At 58.1% G+C, this 17,291-nt stretch carries 20 protein-coding genes; all 20 read left to right on the top strand.

Going from position 1 to position 17,291, the window contains the following annotated elements; genetic code table 11:
- The first annotated feature begins 121 nt into the window (after positions 1-121).
- Positions 122-451 carry a hypothetical protein gene (locus tag CGLAMM_RS10515; protein WP_394819231.1) on the top strand — a complete coding sequence of 110 codons (330 nt, stop codon included), beginning with the start codon at positions 122-124 and terminating at the stop codon, positions 449-451.
- A gap of 215 nt (positions 452-666) precedes the next feature.
- Entirely contained in the window at positions 667-1,641 is a 975-nt protein-coding gene (locus tag CGLAMM_RS10520) for an arsenic resistance protein (RefSeq protein ID WP_394819232.1), read from the top strand.
- A 140-nt stretch (positions 1,642-1,781) separates the two neighbouring features.
- Positions 1,782-2,531: a hypothetical protein gene (locus CGLAMM_RS10525; RefSeq protein WP_394819233.1), complete on the top strand. Its 750-nt coding sequence runs from the start codon at positions 1,782-1,784 to the stop codon at positions 2,529-2,531.
- The gene (locus CGLAMM_RS10530; RefSeq protein ID WP_394819234.1) at positions 2,528-2,857 is read left to right on the top strand and encodes a phage baseplate plug family protein; all 330 of its coding nucleotides are present in this window, start codon (positions 2,528-2,530) and stop codon (positions 2,855-2,857) included. Before CGLAMM_RS10525 ends, CGLAMM_RS10530 begins: the two co-directional genes overlap by 4 nt.
- Positions 2,847-3,812: a baseplate hub protein gene (locus CGLAMM_RS10535; protein ID WP_394819235.1), complete on the top strand. Its 966-nt coding sequence runs from the start codon at positions 2,847-2,849 to the stop codon at positions 3,810-3,812. The genes CGLAMM_RS10530 and CGLAMM_RS10535 overlap by 11 nt, the downstream gene beginning before the upstream one ends.
- Positions 3,813-3,850: 38 nt before the next feature.
- Positions 3,851-4,582 (top strand): Gp138 family membrane-puncturing spike protein, encoded by a 732-nt coding sequence (locus CGLAMM_RS10540; RefSeq protein ID WP_394819236.1) that lies wholly within the window; start codon positions 3,851-3,853, stop codon positions 4,580-4,582.
- Positions 4,583-4,698: 116 nt separating this feature from the next.
- Complete coding sequence (locus CGLAMM_RS10545) at positions 4,699-5,052, top strand: contractile injection system sheath initiator (protein WP_394819237.1); 354 nt, start codon at positions 4,699-4,701, stop codon at positions 5,050-5,052.
- Positions 5,039-6,292 carry a baseplate J/gp47 family protein gene (locus tag CGLAMM_RS10550; protein WP_394819238.1) on the top strand — a complete coding sequence of 418 codons (1,254 nt, stop codon included), beginning with the start codon at positions 5,039-5,041 and terminating at the stop codon, positions 6,290-6,292. Before CGLAMM_RS10545 ends, CGLAMM_RS10550 begins: the two co-directional genes overlap by 14 nt.
- On the top strand, positions 6,285-6,863 hold the full coding sequence (locus CGLAMM_RS10555) for a baseplate wedge 1 family protein (protein ID WP_394819239.1): 579 nt from the start codon (positions 6,285-6,287) through the stop codon (positions 6,861-6,863). The genes CGLAMM_RS10550 and CGLAMM_RS10555 overlap by 8 nt, the downstream gene beginning before the upstream one ends.
- Before the next feature lie 56 nt (positions 6,864-6,919).
- The gene (locus CGLAMM_RS10560) at positions 6,920-8,161 is read left to right on the top strand and encodes a gp53-like domain-containing protein (RefSeq protein ID WP_418115672.1); all 1,242 of its coding nucleotides are present in this window, start codon (positions 6,920-6,922) and stop codon (positions 8,159-8,161) included.
- Positions 8,162-8,163: 2 nt separating this feature from the next.
- Entirely contained in the window at positions 8,164-8,577 is a 414-nt protein-coding gene (locus CGLAMM_RS10565) for a tail fiber assembly protein (RefSeq protein ID WP_394819242.1), read from the top strand.
- A 185-nt stretch (positions 8,578-8,762) separates the two neighbouring features.
- Entirely contained in the window at positions 8,763-9,077 is a 315-nt protein-coding gene (locus tag CGLAMM_RS10570; protein ID WP_394819243.1) for a hypothetical protein, read from the top strand.
- Between the two features lie 100 nt (positions 9,078-9,177).
- Entirely contained in the window at positions 9,178-10,107 is a 930-nt protein-coding gene (locus tag CGLAMM_RS10575; RefSeq protein WP_394819244.1) for a LysR family transcriptional regulator, read from the top strand.
- Positions 10,108-10,209: 102 nt separating this feature from the next.
- Positions 10,210-11,199: a D-erythronate dehydrogenase gene (denD, locus tag CGLAMM_RS10580; RefSeq protein WP_394819245.1), complete on the top strand. Its 990-nt coding sequence runs from the start codon at positions 10,210-10,212 to the stop codon at positions 11,197-11,199.
- A complete protein-coding gene (locus CGLAMM_RS10585) occupies positions 11,196-12,551 on the top strand; it encodes an MFS transporter (RefSeq protein WP_394819246.1) in 1,356 nt (451 codons plus the stop codon). The genes denD and CGLAMM_RS10585 overlap by 4 nt, the downstream gene beginning before the upstream one ends.
- Positions 12,552-12,660: 109 nt before the next feature.
- Positions 12,661-13,923 (top strand): SMP-30/gluconolactonase/LRE family protein, encoded by a 1,263-nt coding sequence (locus CGLAMM_RS10590; protein ID WP_394819247.1) that lies wholly within the window; start codon positions 12,661-12,663, stop codon positions 13,921-13,923.
- A complete protein-coding gene (locus CGLAMM_RS10595) occupies positions 13,920-15,032 on the top strand; it encodes an L-dopachrome tautomerase-related protein (RefSeq protein WP_394819248.1) in 1,113 nt (370 codons plus the stop codon). Before CGLAMM_RS10590 ends, CGLAMM_RS10595 begins: the two co-directional genes overlap by 4 nt.
- Positions 15,033-15,138: 106 nt before the next feature.
- A complete protein-coding gene (locus CGLAMM_RS10600; protein ID WP_394819249.1) occupies positions 15,139-15,720 on the top strand; it encodes a YagU family protein in 582 nt (193 codons plus the stop codon).
- Between the two features lie 495 nt (positions 15,721-16,215).
- Positions 16,216-16,587 (top strand): hypothetical protein, encoded by a 372-nt coding sequence (locus tag CGLAMM_RS10605; RefSeq protein WP_394819250.1) that lies wholly within the window; start codon positions 16,216-16,218, stop codon positions 16,585-16,587.
- On the top strand, positions 16,571-17,152 hold the full coding sequence (locus tag CGLAMM_RS10610; RefSeq protein ID WP_394819251.1) for a hypothetical protein: 582 nt from the start codon (positions 16,571-16,573) through the stop codon (positions 17,150-17,152). Before CGLAMM_RS10605 ends, CGLAMM_RS10610 begins: the two co-directional genes overlap by 17 nt.
- The last annotated feature ends 139 nt before the right edge of the window (positions 17,153-17,291 follow it).

The raw sequence follows: 17,291 nt of genomic DNA on the forward strand, positions 1-17,291 counted from the left end.
CCAACATGATCGCGGGCGAGGAGAGGGGAAAGGGAGGCCCTTGCGGCGCGGAGAAGCAAACTTTACATGCGCGGCGATGTCGCTTTCCGAGCCCGAGCGTTCCATCTCAGAGGGGCGTCAAATGACGGATGAAAGGATCGGAGCCGGCCACGACATTCGTACGTCAGCCGCGGTCAGGAATGTGCGTCGCAACGCGCCGTCGGACGATAAAGGGGCTTCATGGCGCTCTTTTCTGCAGAATGCGCCGCAATTCGCAATGGCCCCGACCCGGCAGAATTTTGAAACGCGTCAGGCGGTCGAAAGAGATCCAGGCCGCATGGTAACGCGTCGGGACAATGGGCCGGATGATAGCAGGGCCGATCCGGCCACACCTGGCGGGCCGGACATTTTCACATCGCCGTTTTCACAGGAGACGCTTCTCGCCGGGCAGGCGAATATCGGATTGATGTGAGGCGGTACAGGACGAGCGATAGGACATCCACCATAATGACGCGGTACCCCGCATAGGCTGGGCATGTCGCGCCGAATAGGTTAAAGGCGGTCATCACGCCACAGGCGGCATTTGACGCGATCTTAAACCAGGTTTCGCGCCACCGTCCCATATTCTGACGCGACGCGCGGATGATGGGGGCGGGTTGCACGGGGAAACCAGTTCGGGTGGTCTCGATGAACCGATTTCTCAAAATCCAGAATCGTCTGGGACATCACCAGAGCGCGCTTTACATCATCGCTGTGAGTTTGGGGCTTCTGACTGCCAGGACGTTGCCGGACGCCACCCGTTTTGAAGCTTTGATCAATCCTTCTCTCGGGTTAATGCTCTATGCAACATTTTTGCAGGTGCCCCTCATCGCCCTTGGGCGGGCCTTCACCCAATTGCGCTTTCTCGGTGCGTTACTGACGGCAAATTTTGTCATTGTGCCGCTCTTTGTCGCGTTACTCGCGCCTTATCTCCCGCATGATCGCGTCATCAAACTGGGCGTCCTCATCGTCCTGCTCTGCCCGTGCATTGATTACGTTGTGACGTTCGCCCATCTGGGGCGGGCAGATGCCGGGCGGCTGCTGGGGGCCGTGCCCGTGCTTCTGATCGCTCAAATGGTGTTTCTGCCTCTCTATCTCCAAATTATGCTCGGCGCGTCGGGAACGGGCATCGTGCATTCAGCACCGTTTTTCCGTGCCTTCATATGGCTGATCGTGCTGCCCCTCATTCTCGCCCTTTTTACGCAATCCCTGACGGCGCGCACGATGGTGGGCAATGCCATCGCGTCGCTGCTCAGCCTTCTGCCTGTGCCCGTCACAGCCTGTGTGCTCTTCATCATCGTCGCCGCGATGGCGCCCCACCTCGGCGGCGCGTGGCGCGACGTTCTCAAGGTGGCTCCTTTCTACATCACTTTTTCCGTGGCCGCGCCGTGTCTCGGCTGGGTCGTTGCCCGGTTGTGGCGGCTTGAGGCACCGTCGAGCCGCGCTGTGGCCTTCAGTGCGGGGACGCGAAATTCTCTGGTGGTATTGCCTCTGGCGTTGACGGTGCCCGGTGGGCTTCCTGTTATTCCGGCCGTTATTGTGACGCAGACGATGATTGAACTGGCCAGCTTGTTTTTCGCCACGCGAATCATTTCCCGATGGGGCGCGACAGATACACGTTGAAGCATGCCCCACTGATGCGAGGCGATGGCGCGAAGCCGCACCTACCCGCATCACCGGTTTGACGCGCGCCGATATGACGGTGCCTCCCGGCGATGGCGGCCCCTACTTGATGTTCCCGTGATCGTGAGAGGAGCCCTCGAATGGCCTTTCCTGCGCTACCACTCCCCGCCATCTGGACGGTGCCGACCGCGATCGGTGTTCCGGCGCTTCTGGGAGAGTCGGTTGAAAGAGGCGTGTCAGCCGCCGCATCCACCGCCCTTGGCCAGATCGTCTCAAGATTGGAGACCAGCCTCGCGGCGCGCAATTGGGGGTTGTTTGATAAAAACGGGGAACCTGTGCTGACAGCCGCGCATGTCTGGCAGCTTGATTTCCAGCGAAGTTTCGACATCACCACGGCGCCAGTGGAGAACGGGCAATTCGCGGCCTATAACAAGGTCGCGCGGCCGTGGGTCTGCGTTATTTCCTTCCTCTGTGACGGCTCGGAAACGGGTGGGGTCCTGTCGCAGGTTGATGACCCGCTGCGCCGCCTCGTTGGGGGGCTGATCGGTGATGAAGGGTTGCGGGTCCGGCAAAGCTTTTTCTCCCGGCTGGAAGATATCGTTCAGGATACGCAGCTCTACGATATCCGCATGCCGGAGCAGCAATTCCGAAATGGCAATGTCAGCCATTACCGTTTCACGCGGCGGGTCGAGTCCGGCGTGACGATGCCTGTCGCTGAGGTCACGATTCGGGAAGTACGCAGCAGCCGCGTGACGCAGGCACCCGCAACGCGCCGGGTCTCCGCCGCGCCGACCATTGCGTCCGGGGTTGTGCAGTCCCTTCCCCTTTCTGATGACTCAGAGGCGGACAGCGCCACCATCGACCGTTTTCTTTCGGGAGAAATTCTGTGAGAAATCCTGTCGCCCTTTATGGCGGCGTGCAGATTCCCCTTTCGAGCCTGCCTGCCCAGTCCCTGCGCGTCACATTATCGGGGCAATCCATGCGGGTCGATGTGCGACAGAGGGAAAGTGGCCTTTACCTTTCACTCTACCGCGCTGGAACACCAATTTTACTGAACCGCCTCTGCCGTGATCGCACCTGGCTGGTTCGTGAGACTTATCTCGACGCGCCGGGTGACCTCACTTTCATGGATCTCAATGGACAGAGTGACCCGGATTATTCCGGGCTGACAGATCGTTTCGTGCTGATTTACGTCGCGGGCCATCATGTGCGCTGATCGCACTTACCCGGAGGCGGGCGCCATCGCGTTTGAGAAACGCAAACTGGTCGTGACCTTCACCATCACGCAGGGTGGCCTCGGCGCGGCGCGGGAGGCGGATACGGTGATCCTTGAGGATTACCGCGTGCGTTGCCGTATCCTCGAAACCGGGATGGAGGCGAGTTCAACAGCGTCTCTTCGCATTGACGGGCTCTCGCTGAATATCATCAACCGCCTGAGCGTCATTCAACGGGCGCCGGCGACCATCTCGGATAATTACGTGTCCGTTGCGGTGGAAGATAAAGTGAGGGGGCGGGTCGAAGTTTTCTCGGGCGGGATCGTCAGTGCCGCGGCTGATTTTTCAACCATGCCGGAGATCGGCTTTGTCGTCGCGGCGTCTTCAAGCTGTATTGCAGCGGCCCGACCGATTGCGGCGACATCTTTTAAGGGTCATGTCGCGGCGGCGGATATTTATCAACTCATCGCCGCCAAATCGGGCATGACGCTGCGTGATCATGGCGTGACCGCCCAGGTCGCCAACCCCAATCTGCCCGGGACGGCCGCCCAGCAGATCGCCCTGCTGAGCTACGCGATCCGGTCCGTCTATCATATCGGAAGAAGCGCCTTAGATGTGTGGCCCGAAGATGCGGCATTGACGGATGAGAGCGCAACGTTGATCTCCGCTGAGACGGGGATGATCGGCACGCCGTCTTATTCCTCAACCGGGATCAGCGTGCGCATGATCTTTAATCATCGCCTGCGATTTTTCGGAAAGATCCGTGTTCAGAGCCCGTTTCTCCCCGCGATCGGGGCGAAAATCACGCCGAACCCGGTGGGGGCGGGACATGCGGGTCGCGCCTGGGCGCCCTATAATGGCTTCTGGCGGATTAACCGCATCATGCATGCGCTGGACGCTGAAACGCCGGGTGGCGCCTGGTTTACCGCGCTTGATGCCGGCATCCTACTCGTTTGAGGCACGGCGTTCATCATCATTTCATCGGGAGGATGGTCATGGATGACGATGTCGATTCGCTCCCGCCTCTGGAGGCGGGGCTTTATCACGGTTCCATGCGCCCTTTTGACAGTGCGCAATCTTTCAACGCGATCAATTCACTCATCCGCCGGATGCTGATGATGATGGGGGCCGATACGCTGGTGAAAGTGGTTGCCGTCAATGCCGAGGGGACGGACGTGCTTGGTTCCGTGGATGTGCTGCCCCTCGTGATGCAACAGACGGGGGACGGACATGCCGTCCCGCACGATGTCATTTATAACGTCCCCTATATTCGGGTGCAGGGAGGTAAAACGGCCATTATTCTTGACCCGCAGGTTGGGGATATTGGCGCCATTATGATCTGCGGACGCGATATTTCCGGCGTGAAGGAAACGCGCGCCGCGTCCCATCCGCGGACATTCCGCATGCATGATGCGTCTGACGCCATCTATATCGGTGGGCTGCTCAATACGCGTCCGGAAACCTACATCAAACTGGAGAATGACGAGATCACCATTTTGGCGGAAGATACGACCCTGCGCAGCCGGCTCGACGTCACTGAAGCGATGACGGTCAGGAAAAGCGCCCGTTTTGATGACGGGGTGCAAGTGCAGGGCCTCACATCCCTCAAGGGCGATGCGGAAGTCGGTGGGAAATTGCGTGTGGCGACAGGGGCGAGCGGACAGTTCACAACCATGAACGGCCATATGATTGCCGTTGAGAACGGGATCGTCGTCGCGATTTCATGACAGGTCCCGACAAGCGGGACGGCGTCAGGTCGGGCTGAGCGCTCCTGCGGTGCGTGTCGGGCCACTCGTCTTCTTCATCATCTGATAAAGCCGGTTCAGCGGGAAAGGAGAGTCGGATGACGTCGCTTCTACTTGATGGCGCGGACTGGGATTTATGCGTCGACCGCAATGGCGACCTTGCCCTCTGCACCTCACCCTATGATGTCGCACAGGATGTCGCCTGCGCCCTGCGCACTTTTCAGGGTGAATGTTGGTACGATACGGGGCGCGGTCTTCCCTATTTCAGCAAGTTACTGGGACGGTCTCACAATGAGGCCAGCTTCATCGCGCTTGCCGAGGAGGTCGCCGCAACGGTTCCCGAAGTGGAGAGTGCGCGCTGCATCGCCGCGCTCAATCGGTCAGACCGGCGATTGCATGGCACGATCGAACTGACCTTGCGAAACGGGGAGACGACACGTGTCGCGTTCTGAAGCCACGACATCCGTACCGAAACTGCAACTGACCGATCGGGGGTTTGTCGTTCCGTCAGAACCTGATGTGCTGGCAGGGGTGCAGGCCGATATCAACGCGGCTTTGGGTGGGGCTGCCAATATGGCCCTCGATACGCCTCAGGGGCAGATTGCGATGACCATGTCCGCCATCATTGCGGATTGTCACGACCAGCTTGTCGCACTCCTCAACGGGATTGACCCGGCCCTGGCTGCGGGACGCATGCAGGACGCGATCGGTGCCCTTTATTTTATGTCGCGATTGCCTGCGATGCCATCCCGCGTGGAAGCTATCCTGTCCGGCACGCCGGGACAGAGCTTCAGATCAGGTGCGCGTATGGCGACTGACGGGCGTCACGCATGGCTGACGGAAAATGATCTCACCCTGCCCGCCAATGGCACCGCCACCGTCTGGCTGCAATGCGATCAGGCGGGTGCGATCACATGCCCACCAGGCGCCTTGCGTGCCTATAACGGGGTCGCCGGGCTGCAGGACGTCATGAACCCGCATGCAGGCACTTTGGGTCGTGAGACGGAAAGCCGACAGGCTTTTGAGCGACGACGCCAGCAGATCCTGTCAGGCAATGCAACGGGGACAAACGCGGCGCTGCTCGGCGCGCTGCGCGATCTTAATGGTGTGGTGGATGCATGGGTGACGGATAACCCGACGGATGAGCCGATGCGTTTCGGCGCGCTGACATTGCCGCCCCACAACCTCTTTATCTGCGTGGCGGGTGGGGAGACAGCGGCGATCGGCCAGGTCATCCTGAAGAAAAAGCCCCCTTGTTGCGCCACATTCGGGCAAGAGACCGTGACGGTCATGGATGGCAACGCAGCTTATAAAACGCGACAACCGCAATATGAATTTCATTTCAGCCGTCCCGACGATGTGGCGATTTATATCGACGTCACCTTGCTGCAGAATGATCGCATCCCCGCCGATGCGCTGGATCAGATCCGTCGTGCCGTCCTCCAGGCCGCGCAAAGTGCGGATGGCCGTGCGAGATTGCGGATGGGGAGTGAGATATTGGCCAGCCAGTTCAATGCGTCCCTGGCCGCTTTAGGGGACTGGGTGCAGATTCTTGGCGTCAGGCTGGGATTTCGTGACGGGGAGACGGTCATCCCGACGGAAAAAACCTTCCTGACGATGGAGGTTTACCAGCTTCCCTATATTCAGGAAGACTTCATTACCCTGACCCTCAAGGACAGTCACGATGCGTGACCTGTCTGAGACCATCCTGGCGCAATATGCGGCATCACCGCGCCTGCGAATGATCCTTGACGGGTTCAATCAAAGCATCGACCCGCGAAATATCATCGATCAATGGTATCAGCGCGTCTTTGATCTGAAGACGGCGTCCGGCTGGGGGCTCGATGTCTGGGGTCGGATTGTCGGGATCGCGCGGGTCATTCCTGTCGCCAAAACAGAATATCTGGGTTTTGAGGAGGCCGATGATCGCTCCGGCACGGCGCGGCCGATGAATGATGGTGTTTTCTATCGCGGCACGGCGGTAACATCGGGCTTCGCCCTGACAGACGATGCCTACCGGCAACTGATTCTGGCGAAGGCGGCGGCAAATCTCTGTAGCGGCAGCATCGCCGATATCAACGCTATTCTTATGACTCTCTTCGGCGCTTACGGGGATATTTGGGTCGAGGAAACGTCTGCCACAACCATGACGATCTGTTACAGCTGGGACCTCACCCCCGCCCAGAGCACGATTATCGTGACTTCAAAAGCCCTGCCACGCCCGAGCGGACTGCGCCTGACCTACCGGTATGTCGCCCCATAAAAAGTGGCCCTGCACGCGTGAGGCTTTTCACCTTTTCTTAAAGGAAGATCCGTCCGATGAAGCTGGCAGATTTCCAAGCGCTCTTCATGCGCGTTTTCGCGTCCGAGGCGGAAGCCGGGACAATCACCTATCCTCTTCCGCAGGACAAGCCATCCGCCGGGCGCGTGGGCGTTCGGCAGGGCTTTCCGCTGGAAACAATGACCCCGATCGCGGCGGGTGGCCTGCCGCCGCATGGCGCGGACCTTAATGGCATCCTGCGCATGTTATCAGCCTCCTGCCAAAGGGGGGAGGCGGGCGTCATCCTGCCTTTCTCCGCCGATTTCGCTTCTTTGATCGGTGGTTATCCCAGAAATGCGCTCGTCACATACGGGGCGGAGAGCCTCTTTTATCTGTCCCTTTCGGATGAGAACCAGTCCGTGCCGGGCACGCCTGGCGCGCAATGGCGCGGTTTGCTGGAAGATGTCGTCACCACCCCGTCTTCAGCAACGGCGGACATCAAAATACGCTTTATGGTGATGCAGCCGGCAACAGATAATGCGGCAGATATTTTAAGGGTCGTCACCCTGTCCGGCAGCGCGATCGACATGCCAAGCCTGGCCTTTCTGGAAGCACGCCTGACGGATGTTGTCCGAAGCGCGATTTCCAGTGACCAGGAAAGATTGGTCCGGCTGATCCGTGCCAACAGCGTTTCAGACGCGCGCGGTGGTTTTGTCGTCGTGATTGACCAGGATGGCAGGCAACTGACTCTGACCTCCTCGGCGCTGGCGCAGAATATCGCTGAGGCCGCTGCCGCCGCGGCCACCGCCGATTGCGTGCGGTCACATCCTGACGCGGATGCGGCACAGGCCATTACCGCGCTTTCCGGGTTTGAAAATGCTGATGCGAAAGGCCCGCTCGTTGCGGCGGAAGGTAAAAAGGGAACGGATTTTCGCCTCCCCTCCGTCCCTTATGTCATGCAGATGATCCTGGAGGGTGCGGGCCTGAAAGTCAGCCGCGCCAACCCCGGATATAGCACATTGCCGGGCGGTGTGGTGTTGCAATGGGGGTTTTACAAAACCGACAATATGCGGGGCATGGCCAATGTTGAATTCCCCATGGTTTTCCCCTCCACCTGTGCGGCCGTTATACTATGTGAGTCCGCGGCGCAGGGCACATGGTTTAACTCCACACCGACTGTCCATGGCGTGTTTGAGGGTTGGACGCCCACCGGATTTATCGCCGTCACCCGACTTTTTACAGCCGCCGGACAGAATGTGCCGCATGAGGCATCCGGCTCGTATCTTGCGATCGGATTTTAACGATGACGGAAAATATTTACTGGTCGCCTGCCAAGAAGGGATTTTACCCCGCGAAATTAAGGCCGGTTTATGAGAGGAACGGGAGTTGGCCGGATGATGCGCGTCCGATCCCGGACCATGTTTTCCGGGCGTTCAGTGGCGCCCCGCCGAAACCGGGTCAGCGCAGGGGTTGCGGCGTGGACCTCATGCCCATGTGGGAGGATGACGGGACGGGCCTGTCCGAAAAGGAAGGGCGGGTCAACACGGCGCAGAAGCGTCTTCTCCAGGCGCGGGAGACCGTCCTCAATCAATTTGTCCTGATGGGGACATCAGTCCCGTCAGAATGGGCCGATTATCTCAGAATTCTGACGGCGATCAGTTCCGGCCGTGACACGGTGACGGACCTGCCTGGCGCGCCCGCCCTGTCCGTCGATTGATTTAAGGCGTGCGCCGTTATTCGGCGCGGCGCTTCACGGAACCGGAGGGTCGAAGAGAGAAATTATTATTTGAGACGCAGATGCGGAGAATAACCCGCCGCGTCATGTCCAGAAATTTTATGCTGAAAATGATTTGGGAGGATCGGTGGCATCCGATGGCCCATGAGATCCGAGAAAAATAAAAGATGACGGAAAAAGAAACCCCGACGAGTTACATCCAGCGACCGGAATTTGAAGTGCTACGACAGGAGGTGCGATCCATTGAAAAAAATCTGACGCGTCTCGATGTGGTGGTGCAGCAACTTTTTGCGCAGGGGCAGGAGCAGAATAGCCGGTTGTTGGAAATCGCGGAAATGCTGCAGAGACAGGAAGATACGCGCGACTCCCGGGATCGGGCCATGCGTAAGATGATCTGGGCGGCCAATACGCTTGGCCCGAAAGCCGTTGCGCTGGGCGCCCTCCTCGTCTCGCTTCTTTACGAATGGTTGAAGCGTCGATGAGCTGATGGAGATAGGCACGCAGTGCAGATTGGTTTAAAAAAGCCGTAATGAATGAAGGCCGCCTCAAACGAGGCCGTCCGGAAAAATAACGCGGTGCAGAATGGACGAAACGCGCTCGGCTTTTCTTTCCCGACTGAAATTGCGGCATCTGCGCCTGCTCGTGGCCCTGTCTGAGACGCGCAGTTTGCGACGCGCGAGTGAATATATGGCTATGACGCAGCCCTCATGCTCCGTCCTTTTGTCGGAGCTGGAGGCCCTTGCGGGCGCACCCCTTTGCACTCGCCATGCGCGGGGCCTGCAACTCAACGCGCTCGGACAAATCGCCGCCCAGACGGCGCGCAGCATGTTGCATGAAGCCCGCAAATTGCAGGAGGAATTCTCCCAATATGCGACGGGTATCATGGGGTCGGTCCATTTGGGTGCGATTGTCGCCAGTATTGGCGATGTGGTGGCGCCGTCCATGCGGGCGCTGACAGCGTCTCATCCGCGCATCACGACGCATCTTGTGACCGACACGAGTGACCGCCTCCTGCAACGCCTTCATGCGGGTGAACTCGACATTGTGATCGGGCGTCAGATTGAGGCGGTGATCGACCCCACGCTCGATTGCGCCGGTCCGAGGTCCGAGCCTCTCGCGGTGATTGCGCGGCGTGGGCACATTGTGGCCCGAAAGCGGGCCCTGACATTGCACGACCTGGCCGGGCTGCAATGGGTGTTGCAGACGGCGCCGAGCCCGATGCGTCGCGCCATTGACACGATGTTTATCGCCAGCGGCATTTCGATCCCGCGCTGTAAAATTGAGACGGCATCGACTTACGCAACACTCAAAATTGTCGAAAGCTCAGAAATGTGCGCGATCGTGCCGAAATCCGTCGCGCAAAGCTTTTCCGACTGGTCAGGAATCACATCACTTGATATCACTTTACCGGATTTGTTAGGAAATTATCACGTCATCACGATAAAGAACCGGACTTTGAGTCCCGCGGCGACATTGGTCCGCGCCCATTTATCCGAAGCAGTGATCGCATAATCAGATCACTTCATTCGAAAATTTGAGGTAGTCGTCACATTTAACGCTCAATAAACTCAATTTTAGAAACAGAATATAACATATTAATGTTGGGAATGAGCGATGCATATTCTTGTCACCGGTGCTGCTGGGATGATCGGGCGCAAACTTGTTGAAAGCTTTGCCCGCCAGCCACAAATCGCCGCCCAGCCCATTACGCAATTGACATTGGCAGATGTCGTGCCACCCCCGACACTGCCCTCCTTTATCGGCCAATCCCGCATTGTCACGGGTGATATCGCGGATGTGAAAATCATCCATGATCTCGTTGCGCCGCGCCCGGATGTGATTTTTCATCTCGCCGCTGTGGTTTCCGGCGAGGCGGAGCGCGATTTTGAAAAAGGATACCATGTCAATCTCGCAGGCACGCAGGCTTTATTTGAGGCCATCCGCCTGAATGGGATGCGGCATAAATGGGTGCCGCGCGTGGTTTACGCGTCGTCCAATGCTGTTTTCGGCGGGGATTTCCCGGATGTTATACCGGATGATTTTCACCTGACGCCGCAGACAAGTTACGGCGTGCAGAAAGCCATTGGCGAACTGCTTTTGCAGGATTACAGCCGTAAAGGTTTTTTCGATGGGATCGGCATCCGCCTGCCCACGATCTCCGTCCGACCGGGCCGGCCCAATGCCGCTGCATCCGGTTTCTTCTCCGGTATAATTCGGGAGCCACTTGTCGGACAGGAGGCGATCCTGCCTGTCAGTGACGAGACGCGCCACTGGATGACGAGCCCGCGCTCTGCCATCGGGTTTCTACGCCGCGCGGCGGCGCTGGATACGTCATTACTGGCGGGCGACCCCAATCTGAGTATGCCGGCCCTTTCCATCACAGTCGGGGAGCAGATTGCGGCCTTGAAGCGCGTCGCAGGGGAAAAAGCGGTCAGGTTGATCCGGCGCGTGCCGGATGCGGAAATTGAAAAGATCGTCCTCGGCTGGGCGCGGGGCTTCGACCCGAAGCGGGCCATCGCGCTCGGTTTCACGTCAGAGACGTCTTATGACGAGGTGATCCGCGCCCATATCGAGGATGAACTTGGCGGAGAGATCCGCCTGTGAGCGCGCCCGCAAATCGCCCTGAAGACGGGTTGCCGCCCGCCGCGTCCCGCGCGGTGGTCAAGGCGCGACGGCGCATCGTGCCTTTCCTGCTGCTGATGTACATGGTCGCGTTTCTTGATCGGACAAATGTCGGCATCGCGAAACAGGCGCTCAATGTTGATCTCGGTATTTCGGACGCTGTCTTTGCATTGGGCGCCGGCATATTTTTTGTTGGTTATGCTTTATTCGAAATCCCGAGCAATCTGATCTTATACCGGGTTGGCGCGCAGCGTTGGATGACGCGCATCATGGTGACGTGGGGGCTGATTTCATCCGGGATGGCCTTTGTCGTCGGCCCGACATCCTTTTGCGTCATGCGCCTTTTGCTGGGCATTGCGGAGGCTGGGTTTTTCCCCGGCGTTATGCTGTATCTGACATTCTGGTTCCCGCAGAGGTCCCGCGCAAAGGTATTGGGCCTGTTTTATATCGGCTACCCCATGGCCATGGTGGCTGGTAATCCACTTTCCGGCCTGCTCTTCCATCTTTCCGGCCTTTGGGGTTTTGCCGGATGGCAATGGATGTTTGTTGTCGAGGGGTTGCTGGCCGTGCTGATGGGCATCGCAACTTTCATTATCCTGCCAAACGGGCCCAAAGTGGTGTCATGGCTGACGGAGGCGGAACGCGCCGCTTTGGATGAAATCCTGACGGAGGAGGCCCGGGAAATCGAAGGGCCGCGCCATGAAGGGATGTGGAAAGCCTTTACCAGCCCTTTAACCATTTGCCTCGTCGTCTTTTACGGGTTGATGCAGATTGGTAGCTACGGCGTCGTTTTCTACCTGCCAGAGCAGGTTTCGCGCATCCTGCAAGAGGGGCAGGGCGTCTATGTCGGGCTTGTTTCGGCCATTCCGTGGCTGGCGGCCGCCTTTGCCGTCTGGCTGATGCCGCAACCTGTGCAGAGGCGACTGGGCCTGCGCCCAGGCATTGTGCTGTGCCTTATCGGATTTTCCGGCGGGTTGGTGCTGTCGGCGATCCATGGCGTCGTGACGGGCATTGTCGGGCTCAGCCTCGCGGCCTCCTGTATCATGGTGCTGTCCGCCCTGTTCTGGATTTTGCCGCTTTCAATTTTTACCGGCAAGCGCGCGGCGGCCGTGGTTGCCCTGATCAATTCCATCGGGAATCTGGGCGGATTTTTTGCGCCGAATATCCGCTCTCTCGCCGACCGGTTTTACGAAACGCCAAAGGCGGGCCTTTACGCCATTGCCATGATCAGCATCTTCGCTATTGCCCTCAGCATGGTGCTGCCACTGAAAAATCACGCAGCGCGCGAGAGGAAGGGGAAAGAGGAAGCTCTCTCAGGTCAGCACGTTTTTTAGCATGAAAAAATCGCGCGGGATGCCGTCATCCCGCGACACGGCCTCATCTTGGGGCTGTTAAGATTGTGTTGTATCGCCGGGACGTTGAAAAGTCAGAGGAACGCATATGATGTTTGAACGAACGCGGCTGGATCAGGTCGAGTCGACGAGTCAGAGAACCGCGTCGGTTGAAAATCGGTTGAGTTTAAGCCGTCGCACGGTGCTTTTAGGCGGTCTGGCCGGGTTGGCCTCGGCGGATTCCGCCCGTGCCGTCGCGCGACGGATGCTTGTCGCGCCGCCCAGTGTCATCAGCAATCCGCCACGGCTCTGGGGCCCGGGGGCGCCCTATGCCTTCACGCCGGACCCCGATATTCTGACGCTTGATCCTGCATTCAATGACGTTCTTTACGGCAATGCCGGGCTGGAACTTGCCTGGCGCGCGACACAGCACCACCCTGCGCGCTGGCTGGAGGGGCCGGCCTGGTGTACGGAGGGGCGCTTCCTGCTGCTGAGTGATGTTGTGGGTGGCGTGCAATATCGTTATGCCCATGACGCGCATAATATGACGGTTTTCCGTAAGGAAAGTTATCACTCCAACGGTAATAGTTTTGACCGTGAGGGGCGCCTCCTGACCTGTGAGCACGGTCTCAGACGGGTGATCCGGTGGGAGCATGACGGAAGCTGCACGGTCATCGCTAAGGAATATCAGGGCGGTGAACTCAATTCGCCCAACGACATTGTTGTGGCGCCGGATGGCGGCATCTGGTTTACCGATCCACCCTATGGTGACCGATTGCTTGAGGGCCATCCTGACGCGCCTGAAGGCCATGGCGCGACGGCATCCCGCCTGAAATGGAATCTCGATGCGGAAGTCATGACGGAAATCGGGGGTCGCGCGCACAGGGAGGCACATGTCTTCCACGTTGATCCGCACACGCTCGAAATTACTGCTGTCCTGTCCGCTTCAGAGTTGGCGGGCCCGAACGGGCTGTGCTTCTCCCCCGATGGGCGCGTGCTCTACATCGCGTCAAGCGAAATTGACACGTCGAGGGCAGGGGGCGGTCACTATAATCTCTATGCTTTCGACGTTGAGGGCAAAACCCTGCGTAACAAGCGCATCTTCACGCATACAAATGTCGCGCAGCACAAATTGATGCCGGATGGCATCAAGGCGGATGTCAGCGGCAATATATGGGTTGGCGTTTCCGGTCCCTTGGGTTTTGGGGGCGTGCTGGTCTATGATCCCTCAGGCAAATTGATCGGGCGTCTCCGACTTCCACGCAGCGTTTCGAATTTGACCTTCGGCGGAACGCAGCGCAATTGCCTGTTCATGTGCGCGAAGGACGCTATTTTCACACTTGATGTCGCAACACAGGGAGCTGGCTACGCATGAAAAAGCTGTTCGTCCTCACCCTCACTCTCGCGGGGTTTTCCGTCGCGGCGCAGGCAGCGCCGACGCAACTTGAGGTGGTCAAAAAATTCCCGCCTGATTTCAATATGATCGGCGTCGGCGTCAGCCATAATGGGACGGTCTTTGCCTCCGCCCCGGCGACCATGAAGCGTTACAGCGCCAGTGTTGTGCGCGTCGATGCCAGAACCGGCGCCCTTATCCCCTTCCCGAATGCGGGGTGGAACAGGTTCGACGCTGACCCGGGTGATCGACCCGTCTGGGTGTCCGTCCCGGCTTTATGGGTTGATGATGAAAATCACCTCTGGGTGCTCGATTCCTCTCTCCCTTCTGTTGATCAGAAGAAACTGCCACCCAAACTTGTGGAATTCGACCCCGCCTCCGGCAGGGTGCTGCGGACCTATCTTTTTAATCACGACATATTGCCGACAGACAGTCTCAATGATGTGCGCGTCGATACCAAAACCCGCACCGCCTATATTACCAATGAATGGGATCGCGGCGGGCTGGTGGTGCTGAATCTGGATACGGGCGCTTATCGCCTCGTCCTGGCCAATACGCGCTCCGGTGTCGCGGATGAAAGGCAGCATCTGCATATTTACGGCAAGCTCGCGCGGAAGAAAGATGGTGGCCTTCCGGTCACGCAGGATGACGGTATCGCGCTCTCCGCTGATCGCAGCTGGGTTTATTACCGTCCTCTGACTGACCATCATTATTACCGTATCCCCGCGGCCGCCCTGCGTGACACAGGCCTGACGGATAAGCAGCTTGATGCGAAGGTCCAATATCTCGGCCAATCGGTCATGAGTGGCGGTATCGAGATGGATGCGTGCGACAGGATCTGGGCGGGTGATATCGAACATCATCGGCTCTATATGCTCACTTTGTCGAAAGATCAGAAAAGGCTGATCCCGCACAAGATCTACGATAACCCGAAAGTGATGGACTGGGCTGATGGCTTCGCCATTGCCAATGGCTATCTTTATATCTCGGACTCACGCCTTGATGAGCTGGCCTTCCGAAACAGCCCGCCAATTTCCGGACCGACGACAATTTTCCGTATGAAGCTTCCGGCCTGCCAGATGAAAAAATAACGCTTTCAACGGCTTTTCGCGTCGGGGCCCTTCTCCGGCGCGCTGGTTGCATAAATTGCAACCTTCGCCCGGATAATGATGGGAGTAATGCGATGCGTGAATTGTCATGATTTCAGATCAGACTGGTTCAAGACGTCACAAAAAAGCGGATTTCTGGACGGCGATATGGGCGGGTTTCATTGGGGGAAACATTGCCAGCTTCGTTAAATGGGGCAGTGAAATCCCCTTACCCCCGAGAACTCCCGATCGCGTGAGCCCGCCAGCCCAGATGCTGCGGGATTGCGGCCTGCCTATTGATAAAATTGTCTATTTCTACGCCCAGCATGTCGTTAATCTCGGCGTGCTTCTCGTGCATCATGCCTTCTCCATTATTTTCGCCATGGCCTATTGCCTTGGTTGTTTGCGCTTTCCCCGCCTTTCCCTGTGGCAGGGTGCTGCCTTCGGTCTTGTCGTGACGGTCGGTTTCCATGGCATCGTGCTTCCTCTGGGGCATTGGGCGCCACCTTTCTGGCAATTGCCTTTTTCAGAAATTTTCTCGGAGAGTCTGGGCCATATTCTGTGGGCCTGGGTCATCGAAGTTTTCCGACGTTACGCCTTTATGTCACGCCGTATGGATTATGCCGAGCCGGTCAATCGCGAGGGTCAGGTTATCCGGCATTTATTCCGGGAGCATCCATTGCATTCCTGAAACAACATGCGTTGCGTGCCCGTCTGAGGATGCAGCCATATCCGGCCTGATTGTTCGTCGGCGAACTCACCTGTCGCCGCGCGCCTGCCGGCGTCACGCTGCGCTTTTATCAGGATGATGAAGCGCGCCGTCGATCAGGATCAAAACCCCATAAGAGAATTCTGCCTTATTTTTCATCGGTCTCGTTCGACCAAGCGGCGCTGCGCGCCCTCCTTGCAGAGAGGAATGTTAAACATGTGACCCGGGCGCGATGTGCCAGAAGTTTGCGGTCCCATCGCGTCAATCTGTTCCGTCCATGTCGTTTCCCCGCCCTGAATGGCGGCGCGACAGGTGCCTGAACGGGCGTCTTCTCGGCCCCCGTCTTACTAGGCGCTTCGGATAGGCGCGTCAGTGCTGAAACGCGCTGAACACAACCCGCAAACTGGACGCTCCGTCCTGATCGTGAATTTAAGAGATGCACCGCCCTCCGGGGCGGTTTTTTATTGGAGGTGTTTCATGAATCTCAATCCGCTCTGCACCGAGCTTGTCAAAACCCTACCGGATAACTGGGCAGTTTACGCGCCTTTTGTCATCCTCATGCTTTCAGGGCTTTGCAATATCCTCGCTGTAGGGCTCAAGCCACCAACCTGGGGAAGTAAAAATTATACGATCCGCAAAATTTATTATCTCCTGGTCACATGGGGCGCGCTCAATCTCGGCCGTGCGTCAAATCGACTTCAATGTGAGCGCACGGGCCTCATGGTGAAACGCGAGGATGCGGAAGCCGCGTTCAGTCTTCTGAACAAAGCGGGTTTCGATGTTTTGAAGCGCGACCATGATTTAGAGAAAAACAAAAATTCAGGAACAACTGATGAAAAACATGTTTAGCCGTCGGGAGGCTCTGCGACTTTCTGCCGCCGCCGCCATTATGGGGGCCTTACCGGCTTGTACCGTCATTGACGGCAAAAATACGACGACGCTCGTCCTTAATGTCGCGAAGATCCGCGCCTACGCGCAGGCAGGCCTCAATGCGGCTTCAACGATCCTGTCCATACCCCCGGTTGCAGCGGCGCTGGGTGTGGGTGTCGCCGCGGCCATCTCAGCCGCGAGTGAGGGCGTTTCAGCCGCGCTCAGCGCTTTTGAAGCGGAGGCCGGGGATCAGGTGACGATCGTTTATAATTCCGACAGCCTGAAGACTAAAGTCGACGCCCTGCTGACGGAGTTGGAAAAACTTTCAGAAAGTCTTGCAAAAGCGCTCACCTCCGTCTCAACGGAATTGGATGACAAGACCCGTGCCGACGTGACCACCGCATTGGATGCTTTGCGCACAATTGTCGCCATCTTTGAGGCGCTTCTCAGCGGCACGATCGCCGTCGGCGCCGCCTGCGGGCGTGCGAAAGGTCCGTCGATGACAGAGGCCCAGGCGCTTGCCACGCTTCATGTCACGGCGTGACCGATTGAAAGGTTATATCTTGCGTAAACCGCGCGAGACAACGCTGACACCGTTCATGGCGGGCTTCCCCTAAACAAAGTCGATAGACCGACGCAGTCGCCTTCCTGGCGTCGCGTCGGTTCATGACGTCCCCGCTGCG

Origin of the sequence: Sorlinia euscelidii, assembly GCF_036452135.1 — a bacterium.
Classification (GTDB): domain Bacteria; phylum Pseudomonadota; class Alphaproteobacteria; order Acetobacterales; family Acetobacteraceae; genus Sorlinia; species Sorlinia euscelidii.